Source organism: Pseudomonas sp. BO3-4, from assembly GCF_034044115.1.
Taxonomy (GTDB): Bacteria; Pseudomonadota; Gammaproteobacteria; order Pseudomonadales; family Pseudomonadaceae; genus Aquipseudomonas; species Aquipseudomonas alloputida.
The window spans coordinates 34,951-50,778 of the sequence record NZ_CP139018.1 but is presented as its reverse complement, the minus strand read 5'-3'; the positions used below and the strand labels follow the sequence as shown (position 1 = coordinate 50,778).

The following is a 15,828-nucleotide window of genomic DNA, read 5'->3' as shown; positions in this document are numbered from 1 at the left end:
TCACCTTGCTGATAGAAATGAGCAAGAGAGCTTGCATGGCCCGCGTGCGCCAGGTGGCCTGACTATCTAACACCTGTCCATGCCTGCCCGGGCATTGCACCCGGGCGGCACGACAGGATTACTCAGCCGGCTTTTTCAGCTTCGGATTTGGGAAGAACTGCACGGTCTGCACCTTGGCCGGCGCCGCTTTCGGCGCCAGGTGGTTGACCCGGGTGCCGAGTTCCTTCGGCACCGACAAGCCCTGCTCGTTGAGGGTGTCGGTAAAGCCGCAAGCCACGCACTCGCGGTGCGGTACGCCGTCGTCGTTCCACATCATCAGCTTGTCGGGCTCGCTGCACGCCGGGCACACGGCACCGGCAATGAAGCGCTTCTTGGTCTTGTTCACAGCTACCTCACTCATGCTGCAGCGTCCTCGGTGAGACCACTGTGGCGCAGCAATGCATCGATGGAAGGCTCACGGCCACGGAAGTCGACGAACAGCTCCATCGGCTCGCGCGAACCACCACGGGCCAGGATCGCCTCGCGGAAGGCGCGGCCGGTCTCGGCGTTCAGCACGCCTTCCTCCTCGAAGCGCGAGAAGGCGTCAGCGGACAGCACTTCGGCCCACTTGTAGCTGTAGTAGCCGGCCGCGTAACCGCCCGCGAAAATGTGCGCAAAGCTGTTGGGGAAGCGGTTGTAAGCCGGCGGGCGCATGACCGACACCTCGTCACGCACACCTTCGAGCACCTGCAATACGCTGCGGCCGTCGCCATGGCTGGCGTGCAGCTCGAAATCGAACAGCGAGAACTCCAGCTGGCGCACCATCATCATGCCCGACTGGAAGTTTTTCGCGGCCAGCATCTTGTCCAGCAGGTCCTGGGGCAGGGCGGCGCCGGTTTCGTAGTGACCAGAAATCAGTGCCAGGCCTTCCGGCTCCCAGCACCAGTTTTCCATGAACTGGCTTGGCAGCTCGACCGCATCCCAGGCCACGCCGTTGATGCCGGACACGCCGGCATGCTCAATGCGGGTCAGCATGTGGTGCAGGCCGTGACCGAATTCGTGGAACAGGGTGGTGACTTCATCATGGGTCAGCAAGGCGGGCTTGCCGGGCGCGGCCGGGGTGAAGTTGCACACCAGGTTGGCCACCGGGCTCTGCAGCTGGCCGCCGGCAGTGCGGCGACGGTCACGGGCGCCGTCCATCCAGGCGCCCCCACGCTTGTTGGCGCGGGCGTACAGGTCGAAGAAGAAACGGCCAACGTGCTGACCATTTTCCTTGATCTCGAACAGGCGTACGTCCGGGTGCCAGCTGTCGAAGCCCTTGAGCTCGGCGATTTCGATGCCGTACAGGCGCTGCACGATGCTGAACAGGCCGCCCAGCACCTTGTCGATCGGGAAGTAGGCGCGCAGGGCTTCCTGCGACACACTGTAGCGCTGCTCGCGCAGCTTCTCGCCAAAGTAGCCGGCGTCCCAGCTGGCCAGCTCGGGGCAGCCTTGTTCGGCAGCGTAGGCCTTGAGCTGTTGCAGGTCCTGGGCGGCGAACGGCTTGGAACGCTTGGCCAAGTCACGCAGGAAGCTCAGCACCTGGTCGCTGGACTCGGCCATCTTGGTGGCCAGGCTCAGCTCGGCGTAGTTCTTGTAGCCCAGCAGTTCGGCCAGCTCCTGGCGCAGGTCGAGGATTTCGCGCATCACCGGGCCATTGTCGAACTGGCCGGCATTCGGGCCCTGGTCGGAGGCGCGGGTGCAGTAGGCGGCGTATAGCTCTTCGCGCAGGGCGCGGTCACTGGCGTAGGTCATCACCGCGTAGTAGCTGGGGAACTCGAGGGTGATCAACCAGCCGTCCAGGCCCTTGGCCTGGGCTGCAGCGGCCATCTGCGCCTTGGCCGAATCGGTCAGGCCGGCCAGCGCAGCTTCGTCGGTAACATGCTTGGTCCATGCCTGGGTGGCGTCGAGCAGCTGATTGGAGAAACGGCTGCCCAGCTCGCTGAGCTTGCTCTGCACTTCGGCGTAACGCTGCTGCTTGTCCGCCGGCAGGTCGATACCCGACAGGCGGAAGTCACGCAGGGCGTGCTCGAGGATAGTCTTTTGCGCCACGTCGAAGCCGGCAGCCTCAGGGCTGTTGATCAGCGCCTGGTAGGCTTCGAACAGCGCGCGGTTCTGGCCCAGTTCGGTAGAGTAGGCACTCAGGGCTGGCAGGCAAGACTCGTAAGCCTCGCGCAGCTCGGCGCTGTTGCACACCGCATTGAGGTGGCTGACCGGGCTCCAGGCGGCGCCCAGGCGGTCGTTCAGTTCGTCCATGGCCAGCACCAGGCCGGCCCATGTAGGGTTCTTGCCCTGCTTTTCGAGGATCTCGGCAATGGCTTTACGGTTGTCGGCCAGGATCGCTTCGATCGCCGGCAACACGTGTTCGGCACGAATTTGCGAGAAGGGCGGCAGATCGTGGGATTGCAGAAGCGGGTTGTTCGCAGTCACGGTTTGGATACCTTGGCAGAAGAAACACTGCCCCATCTTAATTACAATCGACGCCGACCGCAGCAGGCAGCCTGCCTATCGGCACAGATGAGAGACGCTATCATGGCCATTCGCAGCTTCCAGCAACACACTCCGAAAGTTGGGCCCAGGGCCTTCGTCGACCGTTCGGCGGTGGTGCTGGGCGACGTGGAGATCGGTGAAGACAGTTCGGTCTGGCCGTTGACCGTGGTGCGCGGCGACATGCACCGCATCCGCATTGGCGCGCGCACCAGCGTGCAGGACGGCAGCGTGCTGCACATTACCCACGCCGGGCCTTTCAACCCGGACGGTTTCCCGCTGATCATCGGCGACGAAGTGACCATCGGGCACAAGGTGATGCTGCATGGCTGCACCCTGGGCAACCGTATCCTGGTGGGTATGGGCAGCACCATCATGGATGGTGCCATCGTCGAGGACGAAGTGATCATTGGCGCCGGCAGCCTGGTGCCGCCGGGCAAACGCCTGGTCAGTGGCTACCTGTACATGGGCAGCCCGGTAAAACAGGCCCGGCTGCTGAACGACAAGGAGCGCACATTTTTCTCCTACAGCGCCGGCAACTACGTGAAGCTCAAGGACCAGCACCTGGCCGAAGGCTACGATCAACCTGAATGACCGCATTCACGGGCATGCCCGCCCCCGCAGGTTGAGTGGCCCCTTCAAGGCCTGCGCTTTACCTGTGGGAGCGGGCATGCCCGCGAAGAAGGCCACGCAGCAATCAAGTGGAACCCTGTACATGCACCAGCAAAACATCCTCTTCGACCTCGACGGCACCCTGACCGACCCACGCCTGGGCATCACTCGCTCGATCCAGTACGCCCTGGCCAAGCTGGGCATCGACGAACCGGACCTGACCCGCCTCGAACACTTCATCGGCCCACCCCTGCTGCAGGCTTTCATGCAGTTCTACAGCTTCGACGAAGCCAAGGCCTGGGATGCGGTGAACTTCTACCGCGAGCGCTTCCGCGTGACCGGTCTTTACGAAAACCTCGTGTTCGAAGGTGTGCCGGAGTTGCTTGAGGCCCTGAACGGGCAGGGCCGCACGCTGTACATTGCCACCTCCAAACCATGGGAGTTCGCCCGCGAAATCGCTCGGCACTTTGCTTTCGATCATCACTTCAAGGTGATCTACGGCAGTGAGCTGGACGGCACGCGCACCAACAAGGTCGAGCTGATTCGCCATTTGCTGGATGAAGAAGGGCTGGACCCGGCGCACACCCTGATGATCGGGGACCGCAAGCATGACCTGATCGGCGCCCGCAGCAACGGGCTGCAGGCCGTCGCGGTGGGGTACGGGTTTGGCAGCCGGGAAGAGCTGATGGCAGAAGAACCCGCTTTCCACTTCGCCACGGTAGCCGATTTGCACCAGGCTTTTAGCAAGGCTTGAGGGCCAGCAGGGCTGCTTTGCAGCCGGCCCTCCCACATCGATCGGCGTACGCAGGGCCTTTGTGGGCCTTGTGGCGCGATGGGCCGCAAAAGCGGCCCCAAAATCTCAACGGCTAACCATCAGATGCTGCAGCGCCGCTTTCCTTTCTTCAATCGGCAACCGCCCCAAATGCTCGACCCGCGCGTAGAACCGAACCCAATCTCCACCCACCTCACGAAACAGCGCCGCAAACGCCGGCACCCACTGGTCGTATAGCCCGAACGGCAACAACTTGGCATTATTCATCGGCCCATACATCCAGGCGTCATAGCGCTTGTCACCGCCCCACTGGCCATCACGCACCTGCCGGTATTCACGCCTCAAACGCTCAAACTCGGCCTGCTTGGCCCGGCGCTTGTGTGCATCATCCAACGGCTCCGCATAAATCGCCTGCAATCGCTCACGGCTGGCCAACACCAGGCGGATAAACTGGTCGCGCTGCTTTCCCTGATCCCCGCCAACCGCCGCCAGCCCACGCGCCGCACGCCATTGCCGCGTGCCTTCCTGCTCGACGAACGAGGCAAACGACTCATTGAACTCGGTATCGTCCTGCACATAGAAGCGCTGGTGGGCCAATTCATGAAAGATCAACGTAGCCAGGCGCTCATCGCCCCAGCCCACCATCGACGACAAAATCGGGTCATCGAACCAACCCAGGGTCGAATAAGCTTCCACGCCACCCACGTACACATCCAGGCCATCCTGACGCATCAACGCCGCCGCGCCTCGCGCCGCGCCTTGCTGGTAGTAGCCGCGGTACGCCACGCACCCGGCAATCGGAAAGCAGTGCGTTACCGGTTGCAACGACAACTCGGGCGTGGCGAACACATTCCACACCACGTAGGGGCGTCCAAGGTCGGCGTATACCCGGTAGCTGCGGTTGTCTGGCAGTTTCAATTGCTGGCTGGCAAACAGCCGCGCCTGTTCGGCCTGTTGCAGGTGCGCGCGCAAGGGTGCTGGGGTAGCAGGGTCGGCCAATACCTGCTCTACAGGTTGCCGCGCCCGCAGCAACTGCCACTGGCCCTGCGCCAGCTGCCCGTAGTAGGCGGCATTGCTGCAACCGTTCAGCAGGAGCGCCGCAAGCAGCGGAACCAAACGGGTGAAAATGCGGTCGAGTGCCCCAAGGCCTGAGCGCTGCATAAGAAAAAGTCGAAGCATCCGGGACTGTCTGACTCGCTCAACACCATTTCGCTCCAAGACTATCTCGCCAAGGGGGAGTTTCGCCATGCGTGCATTGTTGGTAGCCGGCTCACTGTTGTTGATCTCTGCCTGTTCAACCTTGCCAGACCCAGACCCGAACCAGGCCTGGATCGACCTCACCCGTTACGACAATACGTCGCTGGACGCCGTGCAGGTAGATGAGCGTGACTGGGCTGACAGCCGCTATTTCGAGGTTCAACCCGGCAGCCACGAACTGACCGTGCGCTATCAGTTTCCGGTTAACCCCAGCAATATCGGCCCCGTCGAGGAGCCATTGTGGCGCGATTGCCAGGTCAAGCTGACCTTCAAGGACTTCAGCGCCGGGCAGCGTTATCAGCTGCAAGCCGGCAGCATTGGCTTCCGCCCTTGGATCAAACTCTACGACCACCAGCAAAAACTGCTGGGTCAAGGGCTGCCGGCGGGTTGTCAGCGCACCTGAACCGCACAAACGGCGCTATGCTTGTTACTTGTAAATCGCAAGTGGGAGTTTTGCCATGCGCCAGCCCATGATGCTGATCGCCCTCAGTGCACTGGGGGCTTGCGCCAGCCCCTTGCCGCCCGTCGACCCCAAGCAGGCCTGGGTCGATCTGTACACCATGACCCCCGGCCGGGTGATCATGGCCGACCGCCTCGACGGCAAGCGTCTGGACGATGGCCGATATTTTCAGGTGACGCCGGGCAAGCACGAACTGGTGGTGCGCTTCGATTATGAAATCTACTCGGGCGGCATCATGTCCGAGCCCAGGGACCGAACCTGCTACCTGACCGTACGCTTTGACAACTTCAAGGCCGGCGAACGCTATCGCCTGGAAGCGCGGGCGCCGGTAATGGAGCCGCAGGTGCTGCTGTATGACGCCGACCGCAAGGTGGTGGTGAACGAGCCTAGCGATGTGTTCTGCATACCGTGAACGTGGGGCTGCCTGGCAGCCCCGGGCCTTGGTGCTTATCGATCATTCTTTTGATAGATGATCTTCTTCGTCCCGCCATCGCAGGTCCCGACGACCATGTTCTGGTCCTTGACCTCGCTGTTGGGCACGATCTCCAGCGTATAGGACGAAACCCCTTGGGCCTGGATCTTGGCCTCGATCTCGGTTTTCAGCTCCTCGCAAGGCTTGACGGCCGCCAGCGCAGACGTGGCGACAAGGGAAGCCAACACAGCGATAGCTACGCGAATCATGGAACGGCTCCTGGAAAGGGCAGTGGCGCTGCCGACGTTCTTTAGACTACAGCAAACCACCACCGTTGCACCGTTTCACCCCACCAACGCCGCATCCAGGCTGATCTTCGCATTCAAAACCTTGGACACTGGGCAGCCTTCCTTCGCCTTGTTGGCAATCTCCAGGAATTGAGCCTCGCTGGCCCCCGGTACCTTGGCCCTGAGCACCAAGTACACAGCGGTAATGGCAAAACCGTCAGCTTGCTTGTCGAGCGTCACCTCTGCAGCCGTGTCGATCCGCTCCGCAGTAAGCCCCGCCTCGCCGAGCATCATGGATAGCGCCATCGAGAAACAACCGGCATGGGCCGCGCCAATCAGCTCCTCCGGGTTGGTACCGGGCGTGCCCTCGAAACGTGTGTTGAAGCCATAAGGGTTCTGCTTGAGTGCGCCGCTTTCGGTAGAAAGCAGACCTTTTCCATCCTTCAGGCCACCTTGCCAGATCGCCGATGCTGTCTTTTTCATGATGCCTCCTGGTCACTGGGTTGCTTACCTACGGTTCAGAGGCCTGCCGCCTGCTGCAAGTTCAGCGCAATATGCTTGCAGGCATTGAATCCAACGAATGCGCCCATACAGAATCAAAAAGGCCTCTGGCCAATCATTCTTGCGGAGGCCCCATGACGCAGCTGCGTGACCTGAAGATTTCCACCCTGGACCTGGTGCCCGTACGCGCCGACGCCGGCCCCGCGCAATCGCTGCGCAACTCGCTGGACCTGGCGCAGCATGTCGAGCGCTTTGGCTATAACCGCTTCTGGGTGGCTGAGCACCACAACATGGACGGCATCGCCAGTTCGGCGACATCGGTGCTGATCGGCTACCTGGCCGGTGGCACCTCACGTATTCGCGTGGGCTCTGGCGGGGTGATGCTGCCCAACCATGCGCCACTGGTGATCGCCGAGCAGTTCGGCACCTTGGCCAGCCTGTATCCGGGGCGTATCGACCTTGGCCTGGGCCGCGCGCCGGGTTCGGACCAGATGACGGCCTATGCCCTGCGACGCGACCGCGCTGGCGGCCCAGATGACTTCCCGGACGATGTCGAGGAGCTTTCGCGCTACCTCGGGCCACGCACTGATGATCAAAAAGTGATCGCCGTGCCGGGGCACGACACCGACGTGCCGATGTGGTTGCTGGGATCCAGCCTGTTCAGTGCCCAGCTGGCGGGCATGCGCGGCATGCCCTACGCCTTCGCCTCGCATTTCGCGCCACGCTACATGCACGAGGCCATTCGCGTGTACCGCAACCATTTCAAGCCCTCGACCACGCTGGACAAGCCGTATGTGATGCTGGGCATTCCCATGGTGGTGGCGCAGACCGACGAGAAGGCCGAATACCTGGCCACCTCGGTCTACCAGCGCATCCTGGCGCTGATTCGCGGACAGAGCCTGATGCAGAAGCCACCCGTGGAAAGCATGGATGGGCTGTGGTTGCCCCATGAGCGGGAGACAGTGGGCAGCTTCCTGGGGCTGGCCATGATCGGCAGCCCGCAGAAGGTAAAGGCCAAGGTAGAAGTGCTGCTGGAACAGACGGGTGCGGATGAGCTGATCTTTACCTGTGACCTGTATGAGCATGCGGACCGCATTCGGTCATATGAGCTGATGGCGCAGGCCCTCAAGGCCGAGTGACCCTCGACACGGGCTCGCCCGCTCCCATAGGTTGACTGTGGAAGCGGGCAAGTCCGCGAAAGGGCAAACGCATCAGCCGCGGCGGTAAACAATCTCCTTGGTCCCGGCCTCACAGCTACCAATGACCTTGCCCGCCGGGTCGCCTTTCTTGACGATCTCCAGCTTGTAGCCAGTGACGCCCTTGGCATCCAGCTTGGCCGCAATTTCCGCCTTCAGTTCCTCGCACGGTTTGCCCGCTGCCAGCGCACCACCGGCCAGGGTCATCAGGCCCAGCGCCAGAATCAGTTTGTTCATCACTCGCGTTCCTTGTGCAGATGAAATCAGAAGGGGCCCCACCAAGGCGCCCCTTTTCTGAATACCTCATCACGCCGGGATCATACAACCCAACGTTGTTTCAGCTATTGGCGATACGGAAGCCGACCTTCAGCGTGACCTGGAAGTGCGCCGCTTTGTTGTCGCGGATATGGCCGCGGGTATCGACCACTTCGAACCATTCCAGGTGCTTGATGCTTTTACCGGCTTCGGCCAAAGCATTGTTGATCGCCTCTTCGATACTGGTGGGCGAAGACCCGACCAGTTCGATTTTCTTGTAGGTGTGATGATCGGTCATGAGTGCTCTCCATGGTTGACAGTGAGATTCAGCCTAGCAGCGCAGGCCTGGTTTACCTGCGAGCGGTCACTGTCAGCGAAAGTTCGATCGCACTTTCACGCAGCCCAAGGGTCGCAATCCTTACAGCCCATACTGCAAAGGAGAGTCAACATGCACCGCAACTCGCTGCGTAAAACATCCCTGGAAAGCATGGAAGCGGAGATCGAGAGCCTTCTGAAAAGCTTGGAACACCTCAAGCATGATGCGTCGGAAGAGTCCCAGAAGTCGGTGAAGGCAATCCGCAGCAACGCTGAAAGCGCACTGCGTCATTCGCGCAGCCTACTGAGCGATGCGTACGAGGAAGTGAAGCAGCGCACCCGCCAGACCGGCAAAGCCACCCGGGACTACGCCCAGGAACACCCCTACACCACCGCCGGTGTGGCCATTGGTGCGCTGGGCCTGCTGGCGGCCTACCTGATATGCAAGCGAAACTAAGCGCTCTGCCGCGCAAGTTCCGCCCGTAACCACTGCGCCAACTGCTCGGCGCGCCCGTCTGCGGCGCGCCGTGGCACCCACAATGCCAGCGCCGCCTGGGTAGGTGAAAAGCCCCAAGGCGCACTCAAACGGCCCGCCCGCAGGTCATCGGCGACCAGTGGCTGCGGTGCAATCGCCACGCCCAATCCGGCCACGGCAGCCTCCAGCAGGTAATACAGGTGCTCGAAAGCCTGACCATAGTGAATGGCCGTCGGGTCCAGGCCCTGTTGCACCGCCCAGGTAGGCCACGCTTGCGGGCGTGAAGTGGTGTGCAGCAAGGCTTCGCCCAACAATGCCTTGGCGGGCGCCCCCTGCAATCGCTGGAAACCTGCGAAATGTGGGCTGAGCACCGGCCCGATGCATTCTTCGGCCAGCACGTGCACCTGCATGTCCGCCGGCCACGGTGGCTCGGCATACACCAGCAACGCATCCAGCCCAGGCCGCCGCGGGTCAAGGTCACCCTCACCCGCCGACAGGTGCAAGCGCAGCTCAGGCAAATCCGCCTGCAACCGGCCCAGCCGCGGGATAAACCACCGCGCCAGCAGGCTGCCCGAGCAGCCCAGCACGAATGGCGCCTCGCTCACATCACGGCTGAGCTCGGAACACACGCTGCGCAGCCGGTCGAAGGCCTCACCGCTGGCATCGCGCAGACGCACACCGGCATCTGTGAGTTTGATGCCACGCCCGTCCTTGACGAACAGAGCTACGCCCAGATGCTCCTCAAGCACCTTGATCTGCCGGCTGACAGCGCCGTGGGTGACGTGCAGCGCTTCCGCCGCCTGGCTGACACTGTTCAGTCTGGCTGCAGCCTCGAAGGCGCGCAGGGCATTGAGGGGAGGGAGGTCGTGGGCCATTTTACCTGTGAGTTTTTCTGACAAGTTTACGCAATCTTATCGGTTTTCAGCCGAGCTTGCCGTGGTTAGAGTAAAGCCCATCACTCATTCACTACGCCTTGGAGCGCCCCATGACCCAGTCCCAATACCGCCCCGGCCCCGACGCCAATGGCCTGTTCGGCTCGTTCGGCGGCCGCTACGTGGCCGAAACCCTGATGCCACTGGTGCTGGACCTGGCCCGCGAATACGAAGCGGCCAAGGCAGACCCCAAGTTCCTTGAAGAGCTGGCTTACTTTCAGCGCGACTACATCGGCCGCCCCAACCCGCTGTACTTCGCCGAGCGCCTGACCGAGCATTGCGGCGGGGCGAAGATTTTCTTCAAGCGTGAAGAGCTCAACCATACCGGCGCGCACAAGGTGAACAACTGCATCGGCCAAGTGCTGCTGGCCAAGCGCATGGGCAAAAAGCGCCTGATCGCCGAAACCGGCGCCGGCATGCACGGTGTCGCCACCGCCACCGTCGCCGCGCGCTTCGGCCTGCCTTGCGTGATCTACATGGGCGCCACCGACATCGAGCGCCAGCAGGCGAACGTGTTCCGCATGAAGCTGCTGGGCGCCGAGATCGTGCCGGTTACCGCCGGCACCGGCACCCTGAAAGACGCCATGAACGAAGCCCTGCGTGACTGGGTTACCAACGTCGAAGACACCTTCTACCTGATCGGCACCGTGGCTGGCCCACACCCGTACCCCGCCATGGTCCGCGATTTCCAGTCGATCATCGGCAAAGAGACCCGTGCCCAGTTGCAAGAGAAGGAAGGCCGTCTGCCAGACAGCCTGGTTGCCTGCGTCGGCGGCGGCTCCAATGCCATGGGCCTGTTCCATGAGTTCCTCGAAGAGCCGAGCGTGCAGATCATCGGCGTTGAAGCCGGTGGCCACGGCGTACACACCGACAAGCATGCCGCCAGCCTGAACGGCGGCGTACCGGGCGTATTGCACGGCAACCGCACCTACCTGCTGCAGGACCAAGACGGCCAGATCACCGATGCCCACTCGATTTCCGCAGGCCTGGACTACCCGGGCATCGGCCCGGAGCACGCCTATCTGCATGAGGTGAAGCGCGTCGAGTACGTCAGCATCACCGATGACGAAGCATTGGATGCGTTCCACGCAACCTGCCGTCTGGAAGGCATCATTCCAGCCCTGGAAAGCTCCCACGCCTTGGCCGAAGCGATCAAGCGCGCACCGAAGCTGCCCAAGGACCACCTGATGGTCGTGTGCCTGTCTGGCCGCGGCGACAAAGACATGCAAACCGTCATGAACCACATGGCCGCCCAGGAGAAACACGCATGAGCCGTCTTGAACAACGCTTCGCCGAGCTGAAGGCCGAAGGCCGCTCGGCACTGGTCACCTTCGTCACAGCTGGCGACCCGGGCTACGACGCCTCGTTGCAGATCCTCAAGGGCCTGCCGGCTGCTGGCGCCGACGTGATCGAGCTGGGCATGCCGTTCACCGACCCGATGGCCGATGGCGTGGCCATCCAGCTGGCCACCCTGCGCGCCCTTGAGGCTGGTCAGACCTTGGCCAAGACCCTGCAGATGGTTCGCGAATTCCGTGTGGATAACCAGACCACGCCGATCGTGCTGATGGGCTACTACAACCCTATCCACCGCTTTGGTGTGGACACGTTCGTGGCTCAAGCCAAGGCCGCGGGCGTCGATGGCCTGATCATCGTCGACCTTCCGCCAGAGCACGACGCCGAACTGGCTACCCCGGCCCAGGCTGCAGGCATCGACTTCATCCGCCTGACCACCCCGACCACCGACGACGCGCGCCTGCCGCGCGTGCTGGAGCGCAGCTCCGGGTTCGTCTACTACGTGTCGGTGGCTGGTGTAACCGGTGCAGGTTCGGCGACCACCGAGCATGTGACCGAAGCCATTGCCCGCCTGCGCCGGCATACCGATCTGCCGATCAGCGTTGGCTTCGGCATTCGCACGCCGGAACAGGCTGCGAACATTGCCCGCCTGGCCGATGGCGTGGTGGTGGGCTCGGCACTGGTCGACAAGATCGCCCAAGCCCAAAGCGCCGATCAGGCGGTGACCGATGTATTGAGCCTGTGCTCGGCATTGGCTGAAGGGGTGCGTGGCGCACGCCGCTAAACCGCGTCGTCTGCTTCGCGGGTAAACCCGCTCCTACGGGGCCAGCGCCACCCTCTGGCTCTGCGCTATCGTTGTAGGAGCGGGTTCACCCGCGAAGAGGCCAGCACAGGCTACCCCCGCCTAGCCCCCAAAAATCGAAAGATTCAAGGGCCGCACGGCCCCCATCCAGATCGCATGATCCCGGTGATCCGCCAGTTCATCCCCGGTTTCCGGATGCATGAATACCACCAGGCCCTTGCGGTACAGCGCCAACCAAGGCAATACCACCCCCACCACTTCGGGCCCGAACGCCAGCTGGCAACTCCAGTCCGGATGCGGCCCAACCGGTTTCTGGTGCATGCGCCCCATGGTCACGGGGAACAGCCGCGCCGCCTCCTCGCACAGTTCCCGGGCCTGCTCCATGGTGGCTGCGTCGTAATAAACGTGGGCGTGGTAACCCTTGATCCTCTGCACGATAACTCCTGATTGCGGTCCAACCATCACCACCTGCAACGGGAGTGATGCAGTGAAAAACGCCGAAACCCCAGTGTTCAAACTGGTCCTGTTCGGGCCTGAAAGCAGCCTGGGCAATGCCCTGATGGTCGAGCTGTTGTCGCGCCAGCACGAAGTCATCGCCGTGGTGGACGACCTCAACCGCCATTCGCCGCGCCCGGGCCTGCACTTCAAGATAGGGGGGCTGGGTGATGCCCACCAGGCGGAGCAGGGCGCAGCGGGCGGCTCGGCGGTGATCGCCCTGTTACCAGCGCTGGCGCCGGGTGACCTGCCGGGGCAGGCACGCTTGAGCGAGGCGCTGGTGGCGGGGCTTGCGCATACGACTATACGCCGGCTGCTGCTTGTGGGCGATTTCGATGTGCTGGATGAGCCGAGCAAGTACAGCGAGATGGAGCGGGATTGCGTGGCCCAAGTGGTTGATGGGTTGCAGCGCAGTGCATTGCACTGGACGCTGATCAATGCACCGCAGGAACTGGCCGGGTTGGGCATGGAGCATTTTCGCAATACCGAAGGGGCGCTGGAGCCTGGGCTGGCTGAGCCGTTGCGGCGCTTGGCCAGGATCGCAGCGGGGATGGTGGACATGCTGGAGCTGGACTTGCACCGGGGCGAGCATCTGAACTTCGTGGTCTAGATTGGCGGGGCTGCTGCGCAGCCCATCGCGACGCAAGGCCGCTCCCACATGGGCCGGCGTACGCAGTGTCTTTTTGGGAGCGGCCTTGTGTCGCGATGGCCCGCAAAGCGACCCCAAAATCTCAAAGGCTGCGCTCCTGCTCCAACCAATCCACGAACCGCTCGATCAACGCTCCCCGCCGCTTGCGCGGCGGCAAAACTGCGTAATAGCCGCGTTCCGAGCGCAAACTCCCCTCCAGCGGCCGACACAGCAACCCTTGCTCCACCAAGCCATCCACCAGGTGCGCCCAGCCAATCGCCACCCCTTGCCCGGCAATCGCTGCCTGAATCAGCAAGGTATAGTTATCAAACCGCAACTGCCCCGCCGGCGGTGGGCTGTCCACACCAAACCCACGAAATACCCCCGCCCAGTCAAACCAGCGGCTGGCCTGCTCGCCCTTCAGATGCAGCAGCGGCAATCGTTGCAAAGCCACAGCTGACAAGGCTTTGCCATGAATCAGATGGGGGCTGCACACCGGGAACACTTCCTCATCGAATAGCCAGCGGCTTTCTCCTTGGTGAAAGCGTCCGTCGCCAAACAGCACCGCCACATCGATGTCCGGGCGCAACATGCCCTGGCTGCGCTCACCCGTCACCAGGCTCACATCCACCTGTGGATAAGCCTGATGAAAGCGCTGCAGCCTTGGCATCAGCCAGAACGCCGCAAAGGCAAAGTCGGTGGCGACCTGCAGCACTTCGCGCTGGCCGCGACCGCTGGCCTGGGCAATACCGTCATCCATGGCCTGCAGCCCCTGATGCACCTGTTCGAACAGCACCTGGCCAGCCTCGGTCAGCTCGATGCCCCGGTAAATGCGGTCAAACAGGCGCGTGCCCAACTGTGCCTCCAAGCGCTTCACCTGCTGGCTCACTGCCGGCTGCGTGGTACCCAACTCCAGCGCCGCAGCGGTAAAGCCACGCAGGCGTGCAGCAGCCTCGAATACGCGCAGGGTATCCAGCGACAACCCGGCAAGGTGGTCAAACATAAGCTTGGCTAATCCCAGTCATTGCCCGCCATGGGCTTTACCCATGTTATCCACAGTCGCATCTTGGTAGGCAAGCAGTTCGCATAACCCTCAACGATGGGAGCCACCATGACGCGTCCGAATATCCTGTTCATCATGGCCGACCAGATGGCCGCGCCCTTGCTGCCCATCTACGGCCCTTCGCCCATCCAGATGCCGCACCTCGGCCGCCTGGCCGAGCAAGCCGTGGTGTTCGACTCGGCCTACTGCAACAGCCCACTGTGCGCGCCATCACGCTTCACCCTGGTCAGCGGTCAGTTGCCCAGCCGCATTGGCGCCTACGACAACGCGGCCGACTTCCCTGCCGATGTGCCGACCTATGCCCATTACCTGCGTCGCCTGGGCTACCGCACCGCGCTGTCGGGCAAGATGCACTTCTGCGGCCCGGACCAGTTGCACGGCTACGAAGAACGCCTGACCAGCGACATCTACCCGGCCGACTACGGTTGGGCGGTGAACTGGGACGAACCCGATGTGCGTCCAAGCTGGTACCACAACATGTCCTCGGTGCTGCAGGCCGGTCCGTGCGTGCGCACCAATCAGCTGGATTTCGACGAGGAGGTGGTGTTCAAGGCGCGCCAGTACCTGTACGACCATGTGCGCGAAAACGATGGCCGGCCATTTTGCCTGACCGTTTCGATGACGCACCCGCACGACCCCTACACCATTGCCAAACGCTACTGGGACCGCTACGAAGGTGTGGATATCCCCATGCCCCGTGCCGAGTTCAGCCAGGCAGCACTCGACCCGCACTCCCAGCGCCTGCTGAAAGTCTACGACCTGTGGAACAAGCCGCTGCCTGTGGACAAGGTCCGCGACGCCCGCCGCGCCTACTTCGGCGCTTGCAGCTATATCGATGACAATATTGGCCAATTGCTGCAGACCCTGGAGGAATGCAACCTGGCCGATGACACACTGATCGTGTTTTCCGGCGACCACGGCGACATGCTTGGCGAGCGTGGCCTCTGGTACAAAATGCATTGGTTCGAAATGTCGGCGCGGGTGCCGCTGCTGATCCATGCGCCGAAGCGCTTCGCAGCGGGCCGGGTCACTGCCTCGGTGTCGACCTGCGACCTGTTGCCAACCTTGGTCGAACTGGCTGGCGGCGCTGTGGATAAAGACCTGCAGCTGGACGGCCGCTCACTGCTGGGCCACCTGCAAGGGCAGGGCGGTCACGACGAGGTGATCGGCGAGTATATGGCCGAAGGCACCGTCGGCCCGCTGATGATGATCCGCCGCGGGCCCTACAAGTTCGTGTACAGCGAAGACGACCCATGCCTACTCTATGACCTGAGCCGCGACCCGCACGAGCGGGAGAACCTCACCGGCAGCCCGGACCACCAGGTGCTGCTGCAGGCATTTGTCGATGAAGCACAACAGCGCTGGGACATCCCCAGCCTGCGCCAGCAGGTGCTGGCCAGCCAGCGCCGCCGCCGGCTGGTGGCCGAAGCGCTGGCCATCGGCAAGCTGAAAAGCTGGGATCACCAACCACTGGTGGACGCCAGCCAACAGTACATGCGCAACCACATCGATCTCGATGACCTCGAGCGCAAGGCACGTTATCCACAGCCCGCCCCCCTGGATTGAGA

At 62.6% G+C, this 15,828-nt stretch carries 20 protein-coding genes; 10 read left to right on the top strand and 10 right to left on the bottom strand.

Going from position 1 to position 15,828, the window contains the following annotated elements; genetic code table 11:
* Positions 1-118 precede the first annotated feature (118 nt).
* Positions 119-400 (bottom strand): YheV family putative zinc ribbon protein, encoded by a 282-nt coding sequence (locus REH59_RS00255; protein WP_003253053.1) that lies wholly within the window; start codon positions 398-400, stop codon positions 119-121.
* The gene (gene prlC, locus REH59_RS00250) at positions 397-2,484 is read right to left on the bottom strand and encodes an oligopeptidase A (RefSeq protein ID WP_011953137.1); all 2,088 of its coding nucleotides are present in this window, start codon (positions 2,482-2,484) and stop codon (positions 397-399) included. Before prlC ends, REH59_RS00255 begins: the two co-directional genes overlap by 4 nt.
* A gap of 66 nt (positions 2,485-2,550) precedes the next feature.
* Between prlC and REH59_RS00245 the strand changes: the two genes are divergently transcribed.
* Entirely contained in the window at positions 2,551-3,099 is a 549-nt protein-coding gene (locus REH59_RS00245) for a gamma carbonic anhydrase family protein (protein WP_014859489.1), read from the top strand.
* A gap of 121 nt (positions 3,100-3,220) precedes the next feature.
* The gene (locus REH59_RS00240; protein WP_014859488.1) at positions 3,221-3,871 is read left to right on the top strand and encodes an HAD family hydrolase; all 651 of its coding nucleotides are present in this window, start codon (positions 3,221-3,223) and stop codon (positions 3,869-3,871) included.
* Between the two features lie 105 nt (positions 3,872-3,976).
* Here the strand turns inward: REH59_RS00240 and REH59_RS00235 are convergent, their stop codons facing one another.
* Positions 3,977-5,050, bottom strand: coding sequence for an aminopeptidase (locus REH59_RS00235; RefSeq protein ID WP_014859487.1), 1,074 nt, complete (start codon positions 5,048-5,050; stop codon positions 3,977-3,979).
* Positions 5,051-5,135: 85 nt separating this feature from the next.
* Here REH59_RS00235 and REH59_RS00230 point away from each other — a divergent pair, with 85 nt between their 5' ends.
* Positions 5,136-5,549, top strand: coding sequence for a hypothetical protein (locus REH59_RS00230; RefSeq protein ID WP_003253063.1), 414 nt, complete (start codon positions 5,136-5,138; stop codon positions 5,547-5,549).
* Positions 5,550-5,604: 55 nt separating this feature from the next.
* Positions 5,605-6,018 carry a hypothetical protein gene (locus tag REH59_RS00225; protein WP_014859486.1) on the top strand — a complete coding sequence of 138 codons (414 nt, stop codon included), beginning with the start codon at positions 5,605-5,607 and terminating at the stop codon, positions 6,016-6,018.
* A gap of 35 nt (positions 6,019-6,053) precedes the next feature.
* Here REH59_RS00225 and REH59_RS00220 read toward each other — a convergent pair whose 3' ends face one another.
* Complete coding sequence (locus REH59_RS00220; RefSeq protein WP_003253067.1) at positions 6,054-6,287, bottom strand: DUF1161 domain-containing protein; 234 nt, start codon at positions 6,285-6,287, stop codon at positions 6,054-6,056.
* Between the two features lie 75 nt (positions 6,288-6,362).
* Complete coding sequence (locus REH59_RS00215; RefSeq protein WP_320450375.1) at positions 6,363-6,788, bottom strand: OsmC family protein; 426 nt, start codon at positions 6,786-6,788, stop codon at positions 6,363-6,365.
* Between the two features lie 152 nt (positions 6,789-6,940).
* On the opposite strand from REH59_RS00215, the gene REH59_RS00210 reads away from it, so the two are divergent.
* The gene (locus REH59_RS00210) at positions 6,941-7,945 is read left to right on the top strand and encodes an LLM class flavin-dependent oxidoreductase (protein WP_014859485.1); all 1,005 of its coding nucleotides are present in this window, start codon (positions 6,941-6,943) and stop codon (positions 7,943-7,945) included.
* A gap of 72 nt (positions 7,946-8,017) precedes the next feature.
* Here REH59_RS00210 and REH59_RS00205 read toward each other — a convergent pair whose 3' ends face one another.
* Both REH59_RS00205 and REH59_RS00200 read right to left on the bottom strand, forming a co-directional pair.
* Entirely contained in the window at positions 8,018-8,239 is a 222-nt protein-coding gene (locus tag REH59_RS00205; protein ID WP_003253075.1) for a DUF1161 domain-containing protein, read from the bottom strand.
* A 100-nt stretch (positions 8,240-8,339) separates the two neighbouring features.
* Positions 8,340-8,555, bottom strand: a complete 216-nt coding sequence (locus tag REH59_RS00200) for a dodecin (protein WP_003253076.1) — start codon at positions 8,553-8,555, stop codon at positions 8,340-8,342.
* A gap of 150 nt (positions 8,556-8,705) precedes the next feature.
* Here REH59_RS00200 and REH59_RS00195 point away from each other — a divergent pair, with 150 nt between their 5' ends.
* Positions 8,706-9,029 carry a DUF883 family protein gene (locus tag REH59_RS00195; RefSeq protein WP_004575266.1) on the top strand — a complete coding sequence of 108 codons (324 nt, stop codon included), beginning with the start codon at positions 8,706-8,708 and terminating at the stop codon, positions 9,027-9,029.
* Here REH59_RS00195 and REH59_RS00190 read toward each other — a convergent pair.
* Positions 9,026-9,922: a LysR family transcriptional regulator gene (locus REH59_RS00190; protein WP_011953132.1), complete on the bottom strand. Its 897-nt coding sequence runs from the start codon at positions 9,920-9,922 to the stop codon at positions 9,026-9,028. The genes REH59_RS00195 and REH59_RS00190 overlap by 4 nt on opposite strands.
* Positions 9,923-10,032: 110 nt before the next feature.
* Here REH59_RS00190 and trpB point away from each other — a divergent pair, with 110 nt between their 5' ends.
* Together trpB and trpA are read left to right on the top strand one after the other, a co-directional pair.
* Positions 10,033-11,250 carry a tryptophan synthase subunit beta gene (trpB, locus tag REH59_RS00185; RefSeq protein ID WP_004575268.1) on the top strand — a complete coding sequence of 406 codons (1,218 nt, stop codon included), beginning with the start codon at positions 10,033-10,035 and terminating at the stop codon, positions 11,248-11,250.
* Positions 11,247-12,056, top strand: a complete 810-nt coding sequence (gene trpA / locus REH59_RS00180; protein WP_014859484.1) for a tryptophan synthase subunit alpha — start codon at positions 11,247-11,249, stop codon at positions 12,054-12,056. Before trpB ends, trpA begins: the two co-directional genes overlap by 4 nt.
* 120 nt (positions 12,057-12,176) lie before the next feature.
* Here the strand turns inward: trpA and REH59_RS00175 are convergent, their stop codons facing one another.
* Positions 12,177-12,509 (bottom strand): DOPA 4,5-dioxygenase family protein, encoded by a 333-nt coding sequence (locus REH59_RS00175; protein ID WP_003253084.1) that lies wholly within the window; start codon positions 12,507-12,509, stop codon positions 12,177-12,179.
* 52 nt (positions 12,510-12,561) lie between these two features.
* On the opposite strand from REH59_RS00175, the gene REH59_RS00170 reads away from it, so the two are divergent.
* Positions 12,562-13,179, top strand: a complete 618-nt coding sequence (locus tag REH59_RS00170; RefSeq protein ID WP_014859483.1) for an NAD(P)H-binding protein — start codon at positions 12,562-12,564, stop codon at positions 13,177-13,179.
* Positions 13,180-13,300: 121 nt separating this feature from the next.
* Here REH59_RS00170 and REH59_RS00165 read toward each other — a convergent pair whose 3' ends face one another.
* Positions 13,301-14,200, bottom strand: a complete 900-nt coding sequence (locus REH59_RS00165) for a choline sulfate utilization transcriptional regulator (protein ID WP_014859482.1) — start codon at positions 14,198-14,200, stop codon at positions 13,301-13,303.
* A 108-nt stretch (positions 14,201-14,308) separates the two neighbouring features.
* On the opposite strand from REH59_RS00165, the gene betC reads away from it, so the two are divergent.
* On the top strand, positions 14,309-15,826 hold the full coding sequence (gene betC, locus REH59_RS00160; RefSeq protein ID WP_011953129.1) for a choline-sulfatase: 1,518 nt from the start codon (positions 14,309-14,311) through the stop codon (positions 15,824-15,826).
* Positions 15,827-15,828 lie beyond the last annotated feature (2 nt).